This is a genomic window from Escherichia sp. E10V5 (assembly GCF_004212315.1).
Lineage (GTDB): Bacteria > Pseudomonadota > Gammaproteobacteria > Enterobacterales > Enterobacteriaceae > Escherichia.
The window spans coordinates 1-22589 of record NZ_RHJM01000050.1 but is presented as its reverse complement, the minus strand read 5'-3'; the positions used below and the strand labels follow the sequence as shown (position 1 = coordinate 22589).

The window sequence follows — 22589 nt, the reverse complement described above, 5'->3', positions numbered from 1 at the left end:
CGTGAAAGATTTATTAAAGTTTCTGAAAGCGCAGACTAAAACCGAAGAGTTTGATGCGATCAAAATTGCTCTGGCTTCGCCAGACATGATCCGTTCATGGTCTTTCGGTGAAGTTAAAAAGCCGGAAACCATCAACTACCGTACGTTCAAACCAGAACGTGACGGCCTTTTCTGCGCCCGTATCTTTGGGCCGGTAAAAGATTACGAGTGCCTGTGCGGTAAGTACAAGCGCCTGAAACACCGTGGCGTCATCTGTGAGAAGTGCGGCGTTGAAGTGACCCAGACTAAAGTACGCCGTGAGCGTATGGGCCACATCGAACTGGCTTCCCCGACTGCGCACATCTGGTTCCTGAAATCGCTGCCGTCCCGTATCGGCCTGCTGCTCGATATGCCGCTGCGCGATATCGAACGCGTACTGTACTTCGAATCCTATGTGGTTATCGAAGGCGGTATGACCAACCTGGAGCGCCAGCAGATCCTGACTGAAGAGCAGTATCTGGACGCACTGGAAGAGTTCGGTGACGAATTCGACGCGAAAATGGGTGCGGAAGCAATCCAGGCTCTGCTGAAGAGCATGGATCTGGAGCAAGAGTGCGAACAGCTGCGTGAAGAGCTGAACGAAACCAACTCCGAAACCAAGCGTAAAAAGCTGACCAAGCGTATCAAACTGCTGGAAGCGTTCGTTCAGTCTGGTAACAAACCAGAGTGGATGATCCTGACCGTTCTGCCGGTACTGCCGCCAGATCTGCGTCCGCTGGTTCCGCTGGATGGTGGTCGTTTCGCGACTTCTGACCTGAACGATCTGTATCGTCGCGTCATTAACCGTAACAACCGTCTGAAACGTCTGCTGGATCTGGCTGCGCCGGACATCATCGTACGTAACGAAAAACGTATGCTGCAGGAAGCGGTAGACGCCCTGCTGGATAACGGTCGTCGCGGTCGTGCGATCACCGGTTCTAACAAGCGTCCTCTGAAATCTTTGGCCGACATGATCAAAGGTAAACAGGGTCGTTTCCGTCAGAACCTGCTCGGTAAGCGTGTTGACTACTCCGGTCGTTCTGTAATCACCGTAGGTCCATACCTGCGTCTGCATCAGTGCGGTCTGCCGAAGAAAATGGCGCTGGAGCTGTTCAAACCGTTCATCTACGGCAAGCTGGAACTGCGTGGTCTTGCTACCACCATCAAAGCTGCGAAGAAAATGGTTGAGCGCGAAGAAGCTGTCGTTTGGGATATCCTGGACGAAGTTATCCGCGAACACCCGGTACTGCTGAACCGTGCACCGACTCTGCACCGTCTGGGTATCCAGGCATTTGAACCGGTACTGATCGAAGGTAAAGCTATCCAGCTGCACCCGCTGGTTTGTGCGGCATATAACGCCGACTTCGATGGTGACCAGATGGCTGTTCACGTACCGCTGACGCTGGAAGCCCAGCTGGAAGCGCGTGCGCTGATGATGTCTACCAACAACATCCTGTCCCCGGCGAACGGCGAACCAATCATCGTTCCGTCTCAGGACGTTGTACTGGGTCTGTACTACATGACCCGTGACTGTGTTAACGCCAAAGGCGAAGGCATGGTGCTGACTGGTCCGAAAGAAGCAGAACGTCTGTATCGCTCTGGTCTGGCTTCTCTGCATGCGCGCGTTAAAGTGCGTATCACCGAGTATGAAAAAGATGCTAACGGTGAATTAGTAGCGAAAACCAGCCTGATAGACACGACTGTTGGCCGTGCCATTCTGTGGATGATTGTACCGAAAGGTCTGCCTTACTCCATCGTCAACCAGGCGCTGGGTAAAAAAGCAATCTCCAAAATGCTGAACACCTGCTACCGCATTCTCGGTCTGAAACCGACCGTTATTTTTGCGGACCAGATCATGTACACCGGCTTTGCATATGCAGCGCGTTCTGGTGCATCTGTTGGTATCGATGACATGGTCATCCCGGAGAAGAAACACGAAATCATCTCCGAGGCAGAAGCAGAAGTTGCTGAAATTCAGGAGCAGTTCCAGTCTGGTCTGGTAACTGCGGGCGAACGCTACAACAAAGTTATCGATATCTGGGCTGCGGCGAACGATCGTGTATCCAAAGCGATGATGGATAACCTGCAAACTGAAACCGTTATTAACCGTGACGGTCAGGAAGAGAAGCAGGTTTCCTTCAACAGCATCTACATGATGGCCGACTCCGGTGCGCGTGGTTCTGCGGCACAGATTCGTCAGCTTGCTGGTATGCGTGGTCTGATGGCGAAGCCGGATGGCTCCATCATCGAAACGCCAATCACCGCGAACTTCCGTGAAGGTCTGAACGTACTCCAGTACTTCATCTCCACCCACGGTGCTCGTAAAGGTCTGGCGGATACCGCACTGAAAACTGCGAACTCCGGTTACCTGACTCGTCGTCTGGTTGACGTGGCGCAGGACCTGGTGGTTACCGAAGACGATTGTGGTACCCATGAAGGTATCATGATGACTCCGGTTATCGAAGGTGGTGACGTTAAAGAGCCGCTGCGCGATCGCGTACTGGGTCGTGTAACTGCTGAAGACGTTCTGAAGCCGGGTACTGCTGATATCCTCGTTCCGCGCAACACGCTGCTGCACGAACAGTGGTGTGACCTGCTGGAAGAGAACTCTGTCGACGCGGTAAAAGTACGTTCTGTTGTATCTTGTGACACCGACTTTGGTGTATGTGCGCACTGCTACGGTCGTGACCTGGCGCGTGGCCACATCATCAACAAAGGTGAAGCAATCGGTGTTATCGCGGCACAGTCCATCGGTGAACCGGGTACACAGCTGACCATGCGTACGTTCCACATCGGTGGTGCGGCATCTCGTGCGGCTGCTGAATCCAGCATCCAGGTGAAAAACAAAGGTAGCATCAAGCTCAGCAACGTGAAGTCGGTTGTGAACTCCAGCGGTAAACTGGTGATCACTTCCCGTAACACCGAACTGAAACTGATCGACGAATTCGGTCGTACCAAAGAAAGCTACAAAGTACCTTACGGTGCGGTACTGGCGAAAGGCGATGGCGAACAGGTTGCTGGCGGCGAAACCGTTGCAAACTGGGACCCGCACACCATGCCGGTTATCACCGAAGTAAGCGGTTTTGTACGCTTTACTGACATGATCGACGGCCAGACCATTACTCGTCAGACCGACGAATTGACCGGTCTGTCTTCGCTGGTGGTTCTGGATTCCGCAGAACGTACCGCAGGTGGTAAAGATCTGCGTCCGGCACTGAAAATCGTTGATGCTCAGGGTAACGACGTTCTGATCCCGGGTACCGATATGCCTGCGCAGTACTTCCTGCCGGGTAAAGCGATTGTTCAGCTGGAAGATGGCGTACAGATCAGCTCTGGTGACACCCTGGCGCGTATTCCGCAGGAATCCGGCGGTACCAAGGACATCACCGGTGGTCTGCCGCGCGTTGCGGACCTGTTCGAAGCACGTCGTCCGAAAGAGCCGGCAATCTTGGCTGAAATCAGCGGTATCGTTTCCTTCGGTAAAGAAACCAAAGGTAAACGTCGTCTGGTTATCACCCCGGTAGACGGTAGCGATCCGTACGAAGAGATGATTCCGAAATGGCGTCAGCTCAACGTGTTCGAAGGTGAACGTGTAGAACGTGGTGACGTAATTTCCGACGGTCCGGAAGCGCCGCACGACATTCTGCGCCTGCGTGGTGTTCATGCTGTGACTCGTTACATCGTTAACGAAGTACAGGACGTATACCGTCTGCAGGGCGTTAAGATTAACGATAAACACATCGAAGTTATCGTTCGTCAGATGCTGCGTAAAGCTACCATCGTTAACGCGGGCAGCTCCGACTTCCTGGAAGGCGAACAGGTTGAATACTCTCGCGTCAAGATCGCAAACCGCGAACTGGAAGCGAACGGCAAAGTGGGGGCAACTTATTCCCGCGATCTGCTGGGTATCACCAAAGCGTCTCTGGCAACCGAGTCCTTCATCTCCGCGGCATCGTTCCAGGAGACCACTCGCGTGCTGACCGAAGCAGCCGTTGCGGGCAAACGCGACGAACTGCGCGGCCTGAAAGAGAACGTTATCGTGGGTCGTCTGATCCCGGCAGGTACCGGTTACGCGTACCACCAGGATCGTATGCGTCGCCGTGCTGCGGGTGAAGCTCCGGCTGCACCGCAGGTGACTGCAGAAGACGCATCTGCCAGCCTGGCAGAACTGCTGAACGCAGGTCTGGGCGGTTCTGATAACGAGTAATCGTTAATCCGCAAATAACGTAAAAACCCGCTTCGGCGGGTTTTTTTATGGGTGTAGTTCAGGGAAAGAGCATTTGTCAGAATATTTAATGAATTTCTGGATACCCATAATCAATGTAGAGATGTCTAATATCCTGAAACTGACTGAACTAATTGAGTCAAACTCGGCAAGGATTCGATACTATTCCTGTGTAACTTTCTTAAGGAACGAGAATGAAACAGGAAGTGGAGAAGTGGCGACCTTTTAGACATCCGGATGGTGATATTCGTGATTTATCGTTTCTTGATGCTCATCTGGCTGTCTACGTTCAGCATCATGAGGGCAAACAGCCTTTAGAGTATCGCTTTTGGGTTACCTACTCTCTTCACTGCTTCACAAAAGATTATGAACATCAGACGAACGAAGAAAAACAATCGTTAATGTACTACGCGCCTAAAGAATCTCGCCCCTTCTGCCAGCACCGTTATAACTTAGCGCGAACACACTTAAAAAGAACCATTTTGGCGCTGCCAGAAAGCAACGTTATTCATGCCGGGTATGGTAGCTATGCCGTGATTGAAGTGGATTTAAACGGAGGAAACAAGGCATTTTACTTTGTTGCGTTCAGGGCTTTCAGGGAAAAGAAAAAACTCCGTTTGCATGTAACTAGCGCTTACCCCATTTCTGAAAAACAGAAAGGTAAATCAGTGAAATTTTTCACCATTGCCTACAATTTATTGAGAAATAAGCAGCTTCCTCAGCCCTCAAAATAACAAAACCCACCTTAAGGTGGGTTTCGCCAGAGATAATTCTCTGGTATTCAGAACGCCATTACCGGACTTTGCCTTGACCTTGCGATAATCGCAGGTTGCGGGATGTCTGAATTTCTTCAGTCTGCTGCATCCTGGAAGATGAGAACATGTGTTCTTATTTTCGTCTCTATCATAGTTGAGTATTTACTCTCTTACAATCAGATATCTTTCATTGCTCAACAGGCGATGGCTTCAGACTTTGCATTACGGAATTTTTAAGAAAGGCAGGGCGAAACGAGGAAGAAGCTTTTCGCCCTGGACAACATTCCTGCTGACGGCACTACCATAAAAAAACACAACGCTTTCAACAACCTTGCGTTTTTCATCTTCCGTAGCGGCTCGGAATAAATTTACGTTGTTACATTCTGTCTCATAGCCTTTGCGAGGCGCGCCCCAGATAGCTATCCCAGTCTTTCCATACCGGCTGCAAACCTCGGGCGGTTAATGCAGCAGCAACAGCTTCCGGCCTGCGATCGTCGTGCGGTGAGAATTGCTCCAGCTCGGGGTGATTATCGGCATAACCACCTGGCTGCGTTTTCGAGAAGGCGCTGACGTTATTGATCGCCAGCGGAATCACGCGATCGCGAAACCACGGTGATTCCCGCGTGGAGAGTGACAGTTCAATCTCCGGCGCAAGCAGACGGAAGGCGCAGATGGTTTGCACTAACTGGCGTTCATCCATAATCGACGCAGGCTCAATGCCGCCAGTACATGGGCGCAGGCGCGGGAAGGAGACAGAGTAGCGGCTTTGCCAGTAATGCTGTTGCAGCCATAGCAAATGTTCGGCAACCATGTAGCAGTCAACGCGCCAGCTGTCGGAAAGGCCAATTAGCGCGCCGAGGCCAATCTTATCAATCCCCGCCCGACCTAGCCGATCCGGCGTTTCCAGCCGCCAGAAGAAGTCCTGTTTTTTGCCTTTCAAATGATGGCGGGCATAAGTCGCCTCGTGATATGTCTCCTGATAAACCATCACGCCATCCAGACCAAGCTGTTTTAGCTCGGCGTATTCCGCCTCCGCCAGCGGCTGTACTTCCATCTGTAGTGAAGAGAACTGTTCACGTAGGGCAGGGAGATGACGACGAAAGTAATCCATCCCCACTTTCGCCTGATGTTCACCAGTGACTAATAGCAGATGTTCAAAGCCCATCTCCCGTATAGCGGCGCTTTCCCTGGCAATATCCGCTTCATCCAGCGTTTTGCGCTTGATGCGATTGCTCATGGAAAATCCGCAGTACGTGCAGTCGTTAGCGCAAAGATTGGAAAGATAAAGCGGGACGTAGAAACTAACTGTGTTGCCAAATCGCTGACGGGTCAGGCGCTGCGCCCGTTGGGCCAGTGGTTCCAGATAGCCACTGGCGGCTGGCGATAACAGCGCCATCATATCGTCGCGGGTGAGTTGCGAGGCATTTAGTGCCCGCTCTACGTCAGCAGCCGTTTTGCCGTTGATACGCAGGCGGATGTCATCCCAGTCCAGTTGTCGCCAGCGATCGCTGAAGGTTTTCATGCCGATGCCTCCAGAAATCCGGTCAGCGGGCTGGTGGCATGGGCAAAATGACTGCGGCTGCCCGGTCCGGACTGACGTGCCAGCAGGCCTGCTTCTACTGCCAGACGAAATGCCTTCGCCATGTTGATGGGATCGTCCGCGACGGCAATCGCCGTATTCACTAACACCGCATCAGCCCCCATTTCCAGCGCCTGCGCGGCATGGCTGGGAACGCCGATGCCAGCATCGACAACCACCGGAACTGTGGCCTGCTGGATAATAATCTCCAGCATGGCGCGGGTCTCCAGTCCCTGATTCGAGCCAATCGGTGCGCCGAGCGGCATCACCGCTGCACAGCCGACTTCTTCCAGACGTTTACACAATACCGGATCGGCCCCGCAGTAAGGCAGCACGACAAATCCCTGTTGTACCAGCGTTTCGGCAGCTTTTAATGTTTCGATGGGATCGGGCAACAGCCAGCGGGCGTCAGGGTGAATCTCTAATTTTAACCAGTTTGTGCCTAACGCTTCACGAGCCAGATGGGCGGCGAAAATGGCTTCTTCCGCTGTTTTCGCCCCGGATGTATTCGGCAGCAGGGTCACACCCGCCGCGATAAGCGGTTCGAGGATAGCGTCGTTGTGTTGGCGTAAGTCGACGCGTTTCATCGCCAGCGTCACCAGCTGGCTGCCAGAAGCGCGGATCGCCTCCACCATCAGTTGTGAAGAGGCGAATTTCCCGGTACCGGTAAACAGATGTGAATCAAACGTTTTGTCCGCAATACGTAACATCTCACCCCCCTGCAATAACCTGAAAAAGCAGGATCTGGTCGCCATCCTGCACGATATGTTGCGCCCACTGCTCACGTGGGACGATTTGCTGATTAATCGCCAGAGCCGCGCCCGATTGTCGTTGGTCGAGTTGCTCCAGTAGTTCGTGAACAGTTTGCCCGGCGGTGCACTGCATCGGTTGATCGTTAAACAGGATCTGCATTGCTTCCTCCGCATACCGGGCAACCACTGGCGCGGCGCAACGCCAGGCTGCGCCACTGGCTCGACTTACCGTCGAACAGTCGGAGTTCTCCCGCAGGCGTCTCTATACCGCTTAATAACTTAATTGCTTCCAGTGCCTGCAACGTGCCCATAACCCCGACCACCGGGCCAACCACGCCCGCCGTGCGGCAGTTGCGTTCTGGCTCCTGGTTATCTGGCCACAGACAGCGGTAACACCCCTGCTCCCAGGGCGGCGTCAGTACCATCAACTGACCGCCAAATCCGACCGCGCTGGCGGTGATAAGCGGCGTGTTGAGTGCCACGCAGGCGGTATTAATCTCCTGGCGAGTCGCCATATTGTCGGTACAGTCGAGCACCACATCGGCCCGTGCTACCGCATCTTTTAACGCCTCACCCGTTAACCGTTGTTGTAGTGCTGTCAGTTGAATATCGGGATTCAACTGCGTCAGTCGCTGTTGGCTGACATGTGATTTCGGGCGATCGATATCTTCAGTGGTAAAGAGGATTTGTCGTTGCAGGTTGCTTAAATGCACATGGTCGTCATCTGCCAGTATCAGCGTCCCGACGCCAGCTCCCGCCAGGTACAGCGCAGCAGGTGTACCCAGCCCGCCCAGACCAATAATCAGCACCTGGCTGTCGAGCAGTTTTTGCTGCCCTTCAAGAGCGATATCGTCGAGCAGGATTTGGCGGCTATAACGCATAAAATCACGGTCATTCATCGCCAACTCCTGCAATTTCCAGCAACTGTGCCGTTGCCAAACGCCAGTCTGCGGCTTGAGTAATGGCGCTGACGACGGCGATACTGCCGACACCCGTTGCTATCACCGCAGGCGCGCGCGCCAGACTGATACCGCCAATCGCCACGGTGGGATAATCCGCCAGACGCTCAATGTGCCGTGCCAGTTGTTCCAGCCCCTGCGGTGCAGAAGGCATCTGTTTGGTTTGCGTCGGGAACACATGTCCCAGCGCGATATAAGAAGGATGTGCTGCCAGCGCGACGTCGATCTCCATATCATCATGGGTCGAAACGCCCAGCCGCAGGCCTGCCGCGCGGATGGCGCTGAGATCGGTGGCTTGCAAATCTTCCTGCCCCAAATGGACGCCATATGCCTGATGCTTGATCGCCAGCCGCCAGTAATCGTTGATAAACAATCGCGCGTTATAGCGGCGGCCCAGCACAATTGCCGCCACGACATCGGCTTCCACCTCTTCATCGCGCCGATCTTTGATGCGTAGCTGGAGAGTACGTACGCCTGCATCCAACAGACGTTCGATCCACTGTACACTGTCCACCACCGGGTACAGTCCTAAACGAAAAGGTACAGGAGGAAAATCAGGCTGATACATCACGCTTCCTCCTTACGCAGGTAGATTTCTCCGCCTCTGGCGCGGAAGTTCTCCGACATATCCGCCATTCCCACTTCAATAGTTTGCGCGGCGGCGTAATCGCGCACTTCCTGGCTGATTTTCATTGAGCAGAATTTCGGTCCACACATGGAGCAAAAATGGGCGACTTTGCCGGACTCTTGCGGCAGGGTTTCATCGTGATAAGCGCGGGCGGTAAATGGGTCGAGGGCCAGATTAAACTGGTCTTCCCAGCGAAATTCGAAGCGGGCTTTCGACATGGCGTTATCGCGAATTTGCGCGCCCGGATGCCCTTTCGCCAGGTCGGCGGCGTGGGCGGCAATCTTATAGGTGATAAGCCCCTGCTTAACATCTTCTTTATTAGGCAGACCCAGATGCTCTTTTGGCGTTACGTAACAGAGCATCGCACAGCCAAACCAGCCAATCATTGCCGCGCCAATCCCCGACGTGAAGTGGTCATAACCCGGCGCGATATCGGTAGTCAGCGGCCCGAGGGTATAGAACGGTGCTTCGTGGCAGTGCTCTAACTCCTCGGTCATATTGCGGCGAATCATCTGCATCGGCACATGCCCAGGGCCTTCAATCATCACCTGTACGTCATATTCCCAGGCGATTTTGGTTAGTTCGCCCAGCGTATGCAGCTCGGCAAACTGCGCTTCATCGTTGGCGTCTTGAATAGAACCGGGGCGCAGGCCGTCGCCCAGCGACAGCGAAACGTCATAAGCGGCACAGATTTCACAAATTTCGCGGAAGTGTTGATAGAGGAAATTTTCCTGATGATGGGAGAGGCACCATTTCGCCATAATCGAACCGCCGCGAGAGACGATACCGGTCAGGCGTTTCGCGGTCATCGGTACATAGCGCAGCAGTACGCCCGCATGGATAGTGAAGTAATCCACACCTTGCTCGGCCTGTTCCAGCAGCGTGTCGCGGAACGCTTCCCAGGTAAGATCTTCGGCGATCCCGTTAACCTTCTCCAGCGCCTGGTAGATCGGCACTGTACCGATCGGCACCGGGCTGTTACGTAAAATCCACTCGCGGGTTTCGTGAATATAGCGACCGGTGGAGAGATCCATCACCGTATCCGCTCCCCAGCGCGTGGACCATACCAGCTTTTCCACTTCTTCTTCGATGGAAGAGGTGACCGCTGAGTTGCCGATATTGGCGTTAACTTTTACCAGGAAGTTGCGACCAATAATCATCGGCTCCGATTCCGGATGATTAATGTTGGCCGGGATAATCGCACGTCCGGCAGCGACTTCATCACGGACAAATTCTGCGGTGATATTTTCCGGCAGGCGAGCACCAAAGCTCATTCCCGGATGCTGGTGGCGCAAAACTTCGCTACGGATGCGCTCGCGGCCCATATTCTCGCGGATGGCGATGAATTCCATTTCCGGTGTGATGATGCCCTGGCGGGCGTAGTGCAGTTGTGTGACGCGGCGTCCTGCTTTGGCGCGTTTTGGCGTTAATACGCCGCTAAAACGCAGCTCGTCGAGACCATCATCTGCCAGCCGCGCTTTAGTGTAATCGGAACTGCGCACGGTAAGTTCTTCAGTATCGCCACGCGCATCGATCCACGGCTGGCGCAGCTTTGCCAGTCCTTGCTGCACGTTAATCGCGATTTGCGGGTCGCCATACGGACCAGATGTGTCGTAGACCGGAATCGCTTCGTTTTCTTCGTACTGTGGCTGTTCTTTGCTGCCGCCAATTAGCGTCGGGCTAAGCTGGATCTCACGCATCGGCACGCGAACGCCGGGGTGTGTGCCAGTGATGTAAATGCGTTTTGAGTTGGGAAAGGCGGTGCCTTCCAGGGTGTCGATAAAATGATGGGCCTGGGCGCGTTGTTCGCGACGGGTCAGTTTTGTTGCAGACATAGCTCATTCCAAAAAGTTAAGGACGTGGCTTGTCAGACGACGGATGAAGCAAGAGACGATCGCCGCAAAGGCGATGCGATAGCAGATTAACTCTTGTTCCCTTCGCAGGTATTAGCCTGATCAGGTTCCGCGGATCCCGAATAAACGGTCTCAGCCAGTTAAGGCACTCCGACAAGAAATTAGCCCCGCAAACGGGGCGTTGAATGTAAATTACGCGTTAACAGCGCAGAACTCAAGCAAGATGTTTGACGCGAGCGGCGTCAAGTACCAGCAGAATCAGCTTATCTTCCAGTACGAAGCGTGCTTCCAGCGCCTCGCCGATGTCAGATAAAACCTGTTGAAACTCAAGGTAATTATCATGATCGATGGCGGTTTCCAGGCTGGAATCATAGTAATCCATAATCTGTTGCGTGTTGGCTTCCAGCTGCGGCCAAATCTTCGCGGCATGAGCGAGTTGCCCGTTGCCTTCCAGTTTATGAAGAATGCGTTCATAAATACTGAAATGTCCGGCAGACAGATAGTCGACCAGACTCTGGCAAAAATCATCAAGGGCTTTTTCATTCAGCCTCATGTACGATTCTTTGCCAGGCTTAATGCCAACCAGATTGTAGTAAGCCACGAGCAGATGCTTACGTACATGTAGCCAGCGATCAACCAGTTTGTTACTTCCTCTGACGTGCTCCGTCAGGTTATCGAGCTGGTTAAGCATGATTGACTCCGCAAGTTTGTCTTCAAAAACTGCTCAGTGAGAAATGTAAAAACCATGTTAAACATGCCAGTGATGCAAAGGTAGTGCAAGAGCTATGGATCGTATAATTGAAAAATTAGATCACGGCTGGTGGGTAGTCAGTCATGAACAAAAATTATGGTTGCCGAAGGGAGAATTACCATACGGCGAAGCGGCAAATTTCGATCTTGTGGGTCAGCGCGCACTACAAATCGGCGAATGGCAGGGAGAACCTGTTTGGCTAGTGCAACAGCAGCGCCGTCACGATATGGGCTCGGTGCGCCAGGTCATTGATCTGGATGTCGGGCTGTTTCAATTAGCCGGACGTGGTGTGCAACTGGCGGAGTTTTATCGCTCGCATAAATACTGCGGTTACTGCGGGCATGACATGTATCCGAGCAAAACCGAATGGGCGATGCTATGCAGCCACTGCCGTGAGCGTTACTACCCACAAATCGCTCCCTGCATTATCGTTGCCATCCGTCGCGATGATTCAATCCTTCTTGCTCAGCATACCCGGCATCGTAACGGTGTCCATACGGTACTCGCCGGATTCGTCGAAGTGGGCGAAACCCTCGAACAGGCAGTCGCGCGGGAAGTGATGGAAGAGAGCGGCATCAAAGTCAAAAACTTGCGGTACGTGACTTCCCAGCCGTGGCCGTTTCCTCAGTCTTTAATGACCGCGTTTATGGCGGAATATGACAGCGGCGACATCGTGATCGACCCGAAAGAATTGCTCGAGGCGAACTGGTATCGCTATGACGATTTGCCGTTACTCCCGCCGCCCGGCACCGTAGCGCGCCGTCTGATAGAAGATACGGTGGCGATGTGTCGGGCAGAGTATGAGTGATGATACACTGACCGCCTGACGCACTAAGGAACAGCCAAAATGACCGAACTTAAAAACGATCGTTATCTGCGGGCGCTGCTGCGCCAGCCCGTTGATGTCACTCCAGTATGGATGATGCGCCAGGCGGGCCGCTATCTACCGGAATACAAAGCCACGCGCGCCCAGGCGGGCGATTTTATGTCGCTGTGCAAAAACGCCGAGCTGGCGTGCGAAGTGACTTTGCAGCCGCTGCGTCGCTACCCGCTGGATGCGGCGATCCTCTTTTCCGATATCCTCACCGTGCCGGACGCGATGGGGTTAGGGCTCTATTTTGAAGCCGGGGAAGGTCCGCGTTTTACCACACCAGTCACCTGCAAAGCTGACGTTGATAAACTGCCAATTCCGGACCCGGAAGATGAGCTGGGTTACGTGATGAACGCGGTGCGTACCATTCGTCGCGAACTGAAAGGCGAAGTGCCGCTGATTGGTTTTTCCGGCAGCCCGTGGACGCTGGCGACCTACATGGTCGAAGGCGGCAGCAGCAAAGCGTTCACCGTGATTAAAAAAATGATGTATGCCGATCCGCAGGCGCTGCACGCGCTACTCGATAAACTGGCGAAAAGCGTCACTCTGTACCTGAATGCGCAGATTAAAGCCGGTGCTCAGGCAGTGATGATTTTCGACACCTGGGGCGGCGTGCTAACCGGGCGCGATTATCAACAGTTCTCGCTCTATTACATGCATAAAATTGTTGATGGTTTACTGCGTGAAAACGACGGTCGCCGCGTACCGGTCACGCTGTTTACCAAAGGTGGCGGACAGTGGCTGGAAGCCATGGCAGAAACCGGTTGCGATGCGCTGGGCCTCGACTGGACAACGGACATCGCCGATGCACGCCGCCGCGTGGGTGATAAAGTCGCGCTGCAGGGCAATATGGACCCGTCAATGTTGTACGCGCCGCCTGCCCGCATTGAAGAAGAAGTGGCGACAATCCTTGCCGGTTTCGGTCACGGTGAAGGCCACGTCTTTAACCTCGGCCACGGTATCCATCAGGATGTGCCGCCAGAACATGCTGGCGTATTTGTGGAGGCAGTGCATCGCCTGTCTGCGCCTTATCATCAGTAAGGAGTGGTTATGGATCTCGCGTCATTACGCGCTCAACAACTTGAACTAGCTTCTTCTGTGATCCGCGAGGATCGACTCGATAAAGATCCGCCGGATCTGATCGCCGGAGCCGATGTCGGGTTTGAGCAGGGCGGAGAAGTGACGCGAGCGGCGATGGTGCTGCTGAAATACCCCTCGCTTGAGCTGGTGGAGTATAAAGTGGCCCGCATCGCTACTACCATGCCTTACATTCCAGGTTTTCTTTCCTTTCGCGAATATCCTGCGCTGCTGGCAGCGTGGGAGATGCTGTCGCAAAAGCCGGATTTAGTGTTTGTCGATGGTCACGGGATCTCGCATCCGCGCCGTCTTGGCGTCGCCAGCCATTTTGGCTTATTGGTGGATGTGCCGACCATTGGCGTGGCGAAAAAGCGGCTCTGCGGTAAATTCGAACCGCTCTCCAGCGAACCGGGCGCACTGGCCCCGCTGAGGGATAAAGGCGAGCAGCTGGCCTGGGTCTGGCGCAGTAAAGCGCGCTGTAACCCTCTGTTTATTTCTACCGGCCATCGGGTCAGCGTAGACAGTGCGCTGGCGTGGGTACAACGCTGCATGAAAGGCTATCGTCTGCCGGAGCCAACGCGCTGGGCGGACGCGGTGGCCTCGGAACGTCCGGCGTTCGTGCGCTATACAGCAAATCAGCCCTAATTCAGGTAAACTGCGGATAATTCCCGTATTTGAGAACTCAACATGTTACAAAACCCAATTCATCTGCGTCTGGAGCGCCTGGAAAGCTGGCAGCATGTCACTTTCATGGCTTGTCTGTGCGAACGCATGTACCCCAATTACGCCATGTTCTGCCAGCAAACCGGTTTTGGCGATGGGCAAATTTATCGCCGCATTCTCGATCTCATCTGGGAAACGCTGACCGTCAAAGACGCAAAAGTAAATTTCGACAGCCAACTGGAGAAATTTGAAGAAGCGATCCCGTCAGCCGACGATTTCGATCTGTACGGCGTTTATCCGGCAATCGATGCCTGCGTGGCGTTAAGTGAACTGGTCCATTCGCGTTTGAGTGGTGAAACGCTCGAACACGCGGTGGAAGTGAGTAAGACCTCCATCACGACCGTGGCGATGCTGGAAATGACTCAGGCTGGTCGCGAAATGAGCGATGAAGAGCTCAAAGAAAACCCAGCTGTAGAGCAAGAATGGGACATTCAGTGGGAAATATTCCGACTTTTAGCCGAGTGTGAAGAACGCGATATCGAGCTGATAAAAGGCCTTAGGGCAGACCTGCGTGAGACGGGCGAGAGCAATATTGGTATAATTTTTCAGCAATAAGACCAGAAAACGTGAATTAACGCCTGATTTGTCGTACCTGGAGTCTTCCCTTTCGCCCCCCGTCTGGTCTACATTTGGGGGGCGAAAAAAAGTGGCTATCGGTGCGCGTATGCAGGAGAGTGCTATTCTGGCATTTCCGTCGCACTCGATGCTTAGCAAGCGATAAACACATTGTAAGGATAACTTATGAACAAGACTCAACTGATTGATGTAATTGCAGAGAAAGCAGAACTGTCCAAAACCCAGGCTAAAGCTGCTCTGGAGTCCACTCTGGCTGCAATTACTGAGTCTCTGAAAGAAGGCGATGCTGTACAACTGGTTGGTTTCGGTACCTTCAAAGTGAACCACCGCGCTGAGCGTACTGGCCGCAACCCGCAGACCGGTAAAGAAATCAAAATCGCCGCTGCGAACGTACCGGCATTTGTTTCTGGCAAGGCACTGAAAGACGCAGTTAAGTAAGATTGCGTGGCAGTGAACAGTTTTAACGAAGGGGTGGTTTCACCCCTTTTGTCTTTCTGGCGTCGCTCATTGATGCTGGCAGGCGCGCTGTTTCTTACTGCTTGTAGCCATAACTCCTCACTTCCTCCCTTTACCGCCAGTGGATTTGCTGAAGATCAGGGCGCGGTACGCATCTGGCGAAAAGACAGCGGCGATAATGTCCATCTGCTTGCCGTATTTAGCCCGTGGCGCAATGGCGATACCACGACGCGAGAGTATCGCTGGCAGGGCGATAACCTCACGCTTATCAATATCAATGTTTACAGTGAACCGCCGGTGAACATTCGCGCGCGTTTTGACGATCGCGGCGATCTGAGCTTTATGCAACGTGAATCCGACGGGGAAAAGCAGCAGCTTTCTAACGACCAAATTGATTTATATCGTTATCGTGCTGACCAAATCCGCCAGATTAGCGATGCCTTACGTCAGGGGAGAGTCGTGCTGCGTCAGGGGCGCTGGCATGCGATGGAACAGACCGTGACCACCTGCGAAGGGCAAACCATTAAACCTGATTTAGATTCGCAGGCGATAGCGCATATCGAGCGCCGCCAGAGCCGCTCTTCTGTTGATGTCAGCGTGGCATGGCTGGAAGCGCCCGAAGGTTCGCAATTACTGTTGGTGGCAAACTCTGATTTCTGTCGCTGGCAACCCAACGAGAAAACGTTCTGATTTACCAGTGGCCCATTCCCATATGACCGCCACCACCACCGCAGCCGCCGTAACCCATGCCCATTCCGGTACCGCGCGGAATACCCGCTTCAGCCATCGCAATATCCCGTTTCACCCGTAACTCATCTAACGACTGACGCAAAGCCTCCATCTCTTTGGCGACCGCGTTAATTTTGCTGCTATCCGGTGGATTAGCGGCTAACAGGGCATTGTATTCATAACGCTTCGTCACCAGTTGCTGTTGCAGTGCGCTGCTTTGAGCGTAAAAGTCATTATGGATTTTCTGCCACGCTGTCTGTTGTTCGCTGGTCAAAGGCGCGGCATTTTGCTGCCACATACCGTGTCCGCCGTGAGCAAATGCAGATGTCGATCCCATCGTCATTGCTGAAAGCGCCATCATCACCAGGGCAATTTTCGTGTTCCGTTTCATGGTTAATCCTCCAGTGGTTGTCTTACTTTGGGTATTGCATCTTTCGTGCCAACAACGAAACGCTGATATGACGGGCAATCTGGCGTGATAAGCGAGTAAAAATGACTCGCCTGCTGTGGGTAACGAGTCATTTTTACTCATTGAAACTTAAGTCTTTGTGTTACAGCGCAGGGTAAGCGCAGCTAAAAGATGGCATGATTTCTGCTGTCAAAAAGGGATGAACAGGCAAAGAAGAAGATACGTTTTATGCGACGTTCTAAAGACACCTTAGCCAAATGGTTAAGCGCGATCCTCCCCGTGGTCATTGTTGGGCTGGTGGGATTGTTTGCGGTAACTGTGATTCGTGATTATGGGCGGGCAAGCGAGGCTGACCGTCAGGCATTACTGGAAAAAGGTAATGTGCTCATTCGCGCTCTGGAGTCAGGAAGCCGCGTAGGGATGGGGATGGGGATGCGAATGCACCATGTGCAGCAACAGGCGCTTCTGGAAGAGATGGCTGGCCAGCCTGGGGTGTTGTGGTTTGCGGTCACCGATGCACAGGGCATCATTATTCTTCATAGCGACCCCGAAATGGTTGGGCGTGCACTCTATTCGCCGGATGAAATGCAGCAGTTAAAGCCAGAGGAAAACTCCCGTTGGAGACTGCTTGAGGATGCAGAAAAAACGCCTGCGCTTGAGGTCTATCGTTTGTTCCAGCCAATGTCATCGCCCTGGCGGCATGGTATGCACAATATGCCGCGCTGTAACGGCAAAGCTGTGCCACAGGCAGAAGCACAACAGGCTATTTTCATCGCCGTTGACGCCAGCGATTTGGTTGCAACCCAGAGTGGGGAAAAGCGCAATACCCTGATTATCCTCTTCGCTCTGGCGACGGTAATGCTGGCAAGCGTGTTGTCATTCTTCTGGTATCGCCGGTATCTGCGCTCGCGCCAGCTTCTACAAGATGAAATGAAGCGCAAAGAGAAGCTGGTGGCACTGGGGCATCTGGCGGCAGGCGTTGCCCACGAAATCCGTAACCCACTTTCCTCGATTAAAGGGCTGGCGAAATACTTTGCCGAACGCGCGCCAGCAGGGGGAGAAGCGCATCAACTGGCGCAGGTGATGGCGAAAGAAGCCGACCGTTTAAACCGCGTGGTAAGCGAGCTGCTGGAACTGGTTAAACCAACGCATCTGGCTTTGCAGGCGGTGGATCTCAACACTCTGATTAACCACTCATTACAGCTGGTAAGCCAGGATGCAAACAGCCGGGAGATCCAGTTACGCTTTACCGCCAACGACATGTTGCCGGAAATTCAGGCTGATCCGGACAGGTTGACTCAGGTCCTGTTGAATCTCTATCTCAATGCTATTCAGGCGATTGGTCAGCATGGCGTGATTAGCGTGACGGCCAGCGAAAGCGGCGCAGGCGTGAAAATTAGCGTTACTGATAGCGGTAAGGGAATTGCGGCGGATCAGCTTGAAGCTATCTTCACCCCGTACTTCACCACCAAAGCCGAAGGCACCGGGCTGGGGCTGGCGGTCGTGCATAATATTGTTGAACAACACGGTGGTACAATTCAGGTCGCAAGCCAGGAGGGAAAAGGCGCAACGTTCACCCTCTGGCTTCCGGTCAATATTACGCGTAAGGACCCACAAGGATGACGCACGATAATATCGATATTCTGGTGGTGGATGATGACATTAGCCACTGCACTATTTTGCAGGCATTGCTGCGCGGCTGGGGCTATAACGTCGCGCTGGCGAACAGCGGGCGACAGGCGCTGGAGCAAGTGCGGGAACAGGTTTTTGATCTTGTGCTTTGCGATGTGCGAATGGCAGAGATGGATGGCATCGCCACGCTCAAAGAGATCAAAGCGTTAAACCCGGCGATTCCGGTACTGATTATGACCGCGTACTCCAGCGTCGAGACGGCGGTAGAGGCACTGAAAACCGGGGCGCTGGATTATCTCATCAAGCCGCTGGATTTCGATAACCTGCAGGCGACGCTGGAAAAGGCGCTCGCGCATACGCACAGTGTCGACGCTGAAATGCCTGCGGCGTCAGCCAGCCACTCTGGGATGGTCGGTAAAAGCCCGGCGATGCAACACCTGCTCGGTGAAATCGCCCTTGTCGCGCCATCGGAAGCCACGGTGCTGATCCACGGTGATTCCGGCACCGGTAAAGAGCTGGTCGCCAGGGCGATTCATGCCAGTAGCGCACGTTGCGAAAAGCCGCTGGTAACGCTCAACTGCGCGGCACTCAACGAATCCTTACTGGAATCTGAATTGTTCGGTCACGAAAAAGGGGCGTTTACCGGAGCCGACAAACGGCGGGAAGGGCGCTTTGTTGAAGCGGACGGCGGCACGCTGTTTCTCGATGAAATTGGCGATATCTCGCCGATGATGCAGGTCCGTCTGCTGCGTGCGATTCAGGAGCGCGAAGTTCAGCGTGTCGGTAGCAACCAGACTATTTCGGTTGATGTCCGGCTGATTGCCGCGACCCATCGAGATCTTGCCGCAGAGGTGAATGCCGGGCGTTTTCGTCAGGATCTCTACTATCGCCTGAACGTGGTGGCGATTGAAGTGCCGTCGCTGCGGCAACGGCGGGAGGATATTCCTCTGCTGGCTGGCCATTTTCTTCAGCGCTTTGCCGAGCGTAATCGCAAGGCGGTAAAAGGCTTTACGCCCCAGGCGATGGATTTGCTGATTCATTACGACTGGCCGGGAAACATTCGCGAGCTGGAAAACGCGGTGGAACGAGCGGTGGTGCTGCTGACCGGGGAATATATTTCCGAACGCGAGCTGCCGCTGGCGATTGCCAGTACGCCGATCCCGCTGGGGCAAAGTCAGGATATTCAGCCGTTGGTGGAAGTGGAAAAAGAGGTGATTCTGGCGGCGCTGGAGAAAACGGGCGGCAACAAAACCGAAGCCGCCCGTCAGTTAGGGATCACGCGTAAAACGCTATTGGCAAAACTGTCGCGTTAGTTCTGCTCGCGTTCGATAGCGCGCCAGCCGATATCTTTCCGGCAGAAGCAGTCGTCCCAGTGGATATCGGTCATTAAGGCATAAGCGCGTTTCTGCGCTTCTGCCACGGTATGACCCAGCGCGGTGACGCACAGTACGCGCCCGCCGCTGGTTACCACCTGCTCGTCATCCGCCAGTTTTGTGCCCGCGTGGAACACTTTGCCGCCTGCCACTTCTTCAAGCGGCAGGCCGTGGATCACATCGCCGGTGCGGTAATCGCCCGGATATCCACCCGCAGCCATCACCACGCCGAGAGAAGCGCGTTCATCCCACTCGGATGTTTTCTCGTCCAGCTTACCTTCACAGGCCGCCAGGCAGAGCTCAACCAGATCGGACTTCATGCGCAGCATAATCGGCTGGGTTTCCGGATCGCCAAAGCGGCAGTTAAATTCAATAACCTTCGGATTGCCCTGTTTGTCGATCATCAGGCCCGCATAGAGAAAACCGGTGTAGGTGTTGCCTTCCGCCGCCATGCCTTTCACGGTTGGCCAGATGATGCGTTCCATGGTGCGCTGATGAACGTCATCAGTCACCACCGGCGCAGGAGAGTAAGCGCCCATCCCGCCAGTGTTTGGCCCGGTATCTTTATCGCCTACGCGTTTGTGATCCTGGCTGGTGGCCATCGGCAGCACATGCTCGCCGTCCACCATCACGATAAAGCTCGCTTCTTCGCCGTCGAGGAACTCTTCGATAACAATGCGATGACCCGCGTCGCCAAAAGCGTTGCCCGCCAGCATATCGTGAACAGCCGCTTCCGCTTCTTCCAGCGTCATCGCCACGATAACGCCTTTCCCGGCAGCCAGACCGTCCGCTTTAATGACGATTGGCGCGCCTTTCTCACGCAGATACGCCAGCGCAGGTTCTACCTCGGTGAAGTTCTGGTATTCCGCCGTAGGGATTTTATGGCGGGCCAGGAAATCTTTGGTAAACGCTTTTGAGCCTTCCAGTTGGGCCGCACCTGCGGTTGGGCCGAAGATTTTCAGCCCGGCGGCGCGGAAGGTATCGACCACGCCTTTAACCAGCGGCGCTTCCGGGCCGACGATGGTTAGATCTACCTTTTCGTTTTGTGCGAAATCCAGCAGCGCCGGGATATCGGTTACGCCGATAGCGACGTTTTGCAGCGCGGGTTCCAGCGCCGTTCCCGCATTACCCGGTGCGACAAATACGGTCTCAACCAGCGGCGACTGGGCTGCTTTCCAGGCCAGCGCGTGCTCACGCCCGCCATTACCAATGACTAATACTTTCATCTGTCGCTCCATTAATGGCGGAAGTGGCGCATATCGGTGAAGAGCATCGCAATACCGTGCTCGTCGGCAGCGGCAATCACTTCGTCATCACGGATAGAACCGCCAGGCTGGATTACACAGGTCACGCCCGCAGCGGCTGCGGCATCAATACCGTCGCGGAACGGGAAGAACGCGTCAGAAGCCATCGAGGAACCTTTCACTTCCAGGCCTTCATCGGCGGCTTTAATACCGGCGATTTTCGCGGAGTACACGCGGCTCATCTGGCCCGCGCCAATTCCGATGGTCATATTGTTTTTGGCATAGACGATAGCGTTGGATTTCACGAACTTCGCTACTTTCCAGCAGAACAGCGCATCACGCAGTTCCTGTTCGGTCGGCTGGCGTTTGGTGACAACGCGCAGTTCTTCCGCGCCGACCATCCCCAGGTCACGATCCTGAACCAGCAAACCGCCGTTCACGCGTTTGAAATCAAGACCCGGAACACGCTCGCCCCACTGACCGCAGGTCAGGACGCGAACGTTCTGTTTGGCGGCGGTGATTTTCAGGGCTTCTTCGCTGGCGGACGGCGCAATGATCACTTCAACAAACTGACGAGAAATGATGGCCTGCGCGGTTTCCGCATCCAGCTCGCGGTTAAAGGCGATAATGCCGCCGAACGCGGAGGTTGGGTCGGTTTTGTACGCGCGATCGTAAGCATCAAGAAGGGAATTACCGATAGCCACGCCGCAAGGGTTGGCGTGCTTCACAATCACACATGCCGGCTCGGCGAACTCTTTCACGCACTCCAGCGCCGCATCGGTATCGGCGATGTTGTTATAAGAGAGGGCTTTACCCTGAACCTGGGTTGCGGTGGCAACGGAGGCTTCTTTCACATTCTCTTCTATATAGAAGGCAGCCTGCTGGTGGCTGTTCTCGCCGTAGCGCATATCCTGCTTCTTAATGAAGTTCAGGTTCAGCGTGCGCGAGAAGCGACCGGCGGCTTCTTTGCTTTCGCCGTGGTAAGCCGGAACCATGCTGCCGAAATAGTTGGCAATCATGCTGTCGTAGGCGGCGGTGTGTTCGAAGGCTTTGATAGCGAGGTCGAAACGGGTTGCAAGCAGAAGCGATCCTTCGTTGGCATCCATCTCATTAATAATGGCGTCGTAGTCGCTGCTCTTCACCACGATTGCAACATCTTTATGGTTCTTGGCGGCGGAGCGCACCATGGTTGGGCCGCCGATATCGATGTTCTCAACCGCATCTTCCAGCGAGCAACCTTCACGGGCCACGGTCTGGGCGAACGGATACAGGTTAACAACCACCATATCGATAGGCTGGATCTGATGTTCTTCCATAATGGCATCGTCCTGGCCGCGACGGCCCAGAATGCCACCATGTACTTTCGGATGCAGGGTCTTCACGCGTCCATCCATCATCTCCGGGAAACCGGTGTAATCGGAAACTTCGGTTACCGGCAGACCTTTTTCTGCTAACAGACGGGCAGTGCCCCCTGTAGACAGCAGCTCCACACCGCGTGCGGAAAGTGCCTGGGCGAATTCGACGATACCGGCTTTGTCAGAAACACTGATCAGAGCGCGGCGGACTGGACGACGTTGTTGCATGGTAAATCCCCTGGATTTGACTATTACAGAGAGCGTTAGCTGAATTTTTCGCGAAAAACTCAGCTAACGCCCCTAACGGGGCATCCTTATTTTTCGCCCGCATTGTAACGAAAACGTTTGCGCAACGCTCGCGAATTTTTCTCTTTCAATGGCGATCACTATTTTGACTGTGCTTACCGTGTGAGAAATGCAGAAATTATGCTGATGATTGTGGATAACTCTGTGCGTAAAAAGGTATAAAGCGGGGTTTTGCTGGGGAATGCAGCAGTCAGTCATTTTTTTGCAATTTTTCTATTGCGGCCTACGGAGAACTCCCTATAATGCGCCTCCATCGACACGGCGGATGTGAATCACTTCACACAAACAGCCGGTTCGGTTGAAGAGAAAAATCCTGAA

The 22589-nt window shown here is 54.0% G+C and carries 20 protein-coding genes and 1 riboswitch; of the genes, 10 read left to right on the top strand and 10 right to left on the bottom strand.

The features are described 5' to 3' along the window. The first annotated feature begins 1 nt into the window (after position 1). Complete coding sequence (rpoC, locus tag D9738_RS24265) at positions 2 to 4225, top strand: DNA-directed RNA polymerase subunit beta' (protein WP_130261383.1); 4224 nt, start codon at positions 2 to 4, stop codon at positions 4223 to 4225. Positions 4226 to 4437: 212 nt separating this feature from the next. Continuing rightward, positions 4438 to 4977 carry a stationary phase growth adaptation protein gene (locus tag D9738_RS24260; protein WP_130261382.1) on the top strand — a complete coding sequence of 180 codons (540 nt, stop codon included), beginning with the start codon at positions 4438 to 4440 and terminating at the stop codon, positions 4975 to 4977. A 409-nt stretch (positions 4978 to 5386) separates the two neighbouring features. Here the strand turns inward: D9738_RS24260 and thiH are convergent, their stop codons facing one another. The 7 genes from thiH to D9738_RS24225 all read right to left on the bottom strand — a co-directional run bounded on the left by thiH (position 5387) and on the right by D9738_RS24225 (position 11460). Then, positions 5387 to 6520, bottom strand: coding sequence for a 2-iminoacetate synthase ThiH (gene thiH / locus D9738_RS24255; protein WP_130210147.1), 1134 nt, complete (start codon positions 6518 to 6520; stop codon positions 5387 to 5389). Next, complete coding sequence (gene thiG / locus D9738_RS24250) at positions 6517 to 7287, bottom strand: thiazole synthase (RefSeq protein WP_130261381.1); 771 nt, start codon at positions 7285 to 7287, stop codon at positions 6517 to 6519. Before thiG ends, thiH begins: the two co-directional genes overlap by 4 nt. Position 7288: 1 nt before the next feature. Then, positions 7289 to 7489: a sulfur carrier protein ThiS gene (gene thiS / locus D9738_RS24245; protein ID WP_130261380.1), complete on the bottom strand. Its 201-nt coding sequence runs from the start codon at positions 7487 to 7489 to the stop codon at positions 7289 to 7291. Further along, positions 7473 to 8228 (bottom strand): thiazole biosynthesis adenylyltransferase ThiF, encoded by a 756-nt coding sequence (gene thiF, locus D9738_RS24240; RefSeq protein ID WP_130261379.1) that lies wholly within the window; start codon positions 8226 to 8228, stop codon positions 7473 to 7475. The genes thiS and thiF overlap by 17 nt, the downstream gene beginning before the upstream one ends. After that, the gene (gene thiE / locus D9738_RS24235; RefSeq protein WP_130261384.1) at positions 8221 to 8856 is read right to left on the bottom strand and encodes a thiamine phosphate synthase; all 636 of its coding nucleotides are present in this window, start codon (positions 8854 to 8856) and stop codon (positions 8221 to 8223) included. The genes thiF and thiE overlap by 8 nt, the downstream gene beginning before the upstream one ends. Beyond that, positions 8856 to 10751 (bottom strand): phosphomethylpyrimidine synthase ThiC, encoded by a 1896-nt coding sequence (gene thiC / locus D9738_RS24230; RefSeq protein WP_130210153.1) that lies wholly within the window; start codon positions 10749 to 10751, stop codon positions 8856 to 8858. Before thiC ends, thiE begins: the two co-directional genes overlap by 1 nt. An 80-nt stretch (positions 10752 to 10831) precedes the next feature. Next, a riboswitch (TPP riboswitch) is annotated at positions 10832 to 10932 on the bottom strand. Positions 10933 to 10983: 51 nt separating this feature from the next. Then, positions 10984 to 11460, bottom strand: a complete 477-nt coding sequence (locus D9738_RS24225; RefSeq protein WP_000934290.1) for an Rsd/AlgQ family anti-sigma factor — start codon at positions 11458 to 11460, stop codon at positions 10984 to 10986. A gap of 94 nt (positions 11461 to 11554) precedes the next feature. Between D9738_RS24225 and nudC the strand changes: the two genes are divergently transcribed. The 6 genes from nudC to D9738_RS24195 all read left to right on the top strand — a co-directional run bounded on the left by nudC (position 11555) and on the right by D9738_RS24195 (position 15913). Further along, the gene (gene nudC / locus D9738_RS24220; protein ID WP_130210155.1) at positions 11555 to 12328 is read left to right on the top strand and encodes an NAD(+) diphosphatase; all 774 of its coding nucleotides are present in this window, start codon (positions 11555 to 11557) and stop codon (positions 12326 to 12328) included. 39 nt (positions 12329 to 12367) lie between these two features. Further along, positions 12368 to 13432, top strand: coding sequence for a uroporphyrinogen decarboxylase (hemE, locus tag D9738_RS24215; protein ID WP_130261378.1), 1065 nt, complete (start codon positions 12368 to 12370; stop codon positions 13430 to 13432). Positions 13433 to 13441: 9 nt separating this feature from the next. Beyond that, on the top strand, positions 13442 to 14113 hold the full coding sequence (gene nfi, locus D9738_RS24210; protein WP_130261377.1) for a deoxyribonuclease V: 672 nt from the start codon (positions 13442 to 13444) through the stop codon (positions 14111 to 14113). A 42-nt stretch (positions 14114 to 14155) separates the two neighbouring features. Then, the gene (locus tag D9738_RS24205; RefSeq protein WP_130210161.1) at positions 14156 to 14746 is read left to right on the top strand and encodes a YjaG family protein; all 591 of its coding nucleotides are present in this window, start codon (positions 14156 to 14158) and stop codon (positions 14744 to 14746) included. Positions 14747 to 14932: 186 nt separating this feature from the next. Further along, positions 14933 to 15205, top strand: coding sequence for a nucleoid-associated protein HU-alpha (hupA, locus tag D9738_RS24200; RefSeq protein WP_001044513.1), 273 nt, complete (start codon positions 14933 to 14935; stop codon positions 15203 to 15205). Positions 15206 to 15217: 12 nt separating this feature from the next. After that, positions 15218 to 15913 carry a DUF1481 domain-containing protein gene (locus tag D9738_RS24195; RefSeq protein ID WP_130210175.1) on the top strand — a complete coding sequence of 232 codons (696 nt, stop codon included), beginning with the start codon at positions 15218 to 15220 and terminating at the stop codon, positions 15911 to 15913. A 1-nt stretch (position 15914) separates the two neighbouring features. Here D9738_RS24195 and zraP read toward each other — a convergent pair whose 3' ends face one another. Next, positions 15915 to 16343, bottom strand: a complete 429-nt coding sequence (gene zraP / locus D9738_RS24190) for a zinc resistance sensor/chaperone ZraP (protein ID WP_130261376.1) — start codon at positions 16341 to 16343, stop codon at positions 15915 to 15917. Between the two features lie 237 nt (positions 16344 to 16580). Between zraP and zraS the strand changes: the two genes are divergently transcribed. Both zraS and zraR read left to right on the top strand, forming a co-directional pair. Continuing rightward, positions 16581 to 17984 (top strand): two-component system sensor histidine kinase ZraS, encoded by a 1404-nt coding sequence (gene zraS, locus D9738_RS24185; RefSeq protein WP_130261375.1) that lies wholly within the window; start codon positions 16581 to 16583, stop codon positions 17982 to 17984. Beyond that, positions 17981 to 19306: a sigma-54-dependent response regulator transcription factor ZraR gene (gene zraR, locus D9738_RS24180; RefSeq protein ID WP_130261374.1), complete on the top strand. Its 1326-nt coding sequence runs from the start codon at positions 17981 to 17983 to the stop codon at positions 19304 to 19306. The genes zraS and zraR overlap by 4 nt, the downstream gene beginning before the upstream one ends. Here the strand turns inward: zraR and purD are convergent. Both purD and purH read right to left on the bottom strand, forming a co-directional pair. Continuing rightward, positions 19303 to 20592 carry a phosphoribosylamine--glycine ligase gene (gene purD, locus D9738_RS24175; RefSeq protein WP_130261373.1) on the bottom strand — a complete coding sequence of 430 codons (1290 nt, stop codon included), beginning with the start codon at positions 20590 to 20592 and terminating at the stop codon, positions 19303 to 19305. The genes zraR and purD overlap by 4 nt on opposite strands. 11 nt (positions 20593 to 20603) lie before the next feature. Then, entirely contained in the window at positions 20604 to 22193 is a 1590-nt protein-coding gene (gene purH / locus D9738_RS24170) for a bifunctional phosphoribosylaminoimidazolecarboxamide formyltransferase/IMP cyclohydrolase (protein ID WP_130261372.1), read from the bottom strand. Positions 22194 to 22589: the final 396 nt, after the last annotated feature.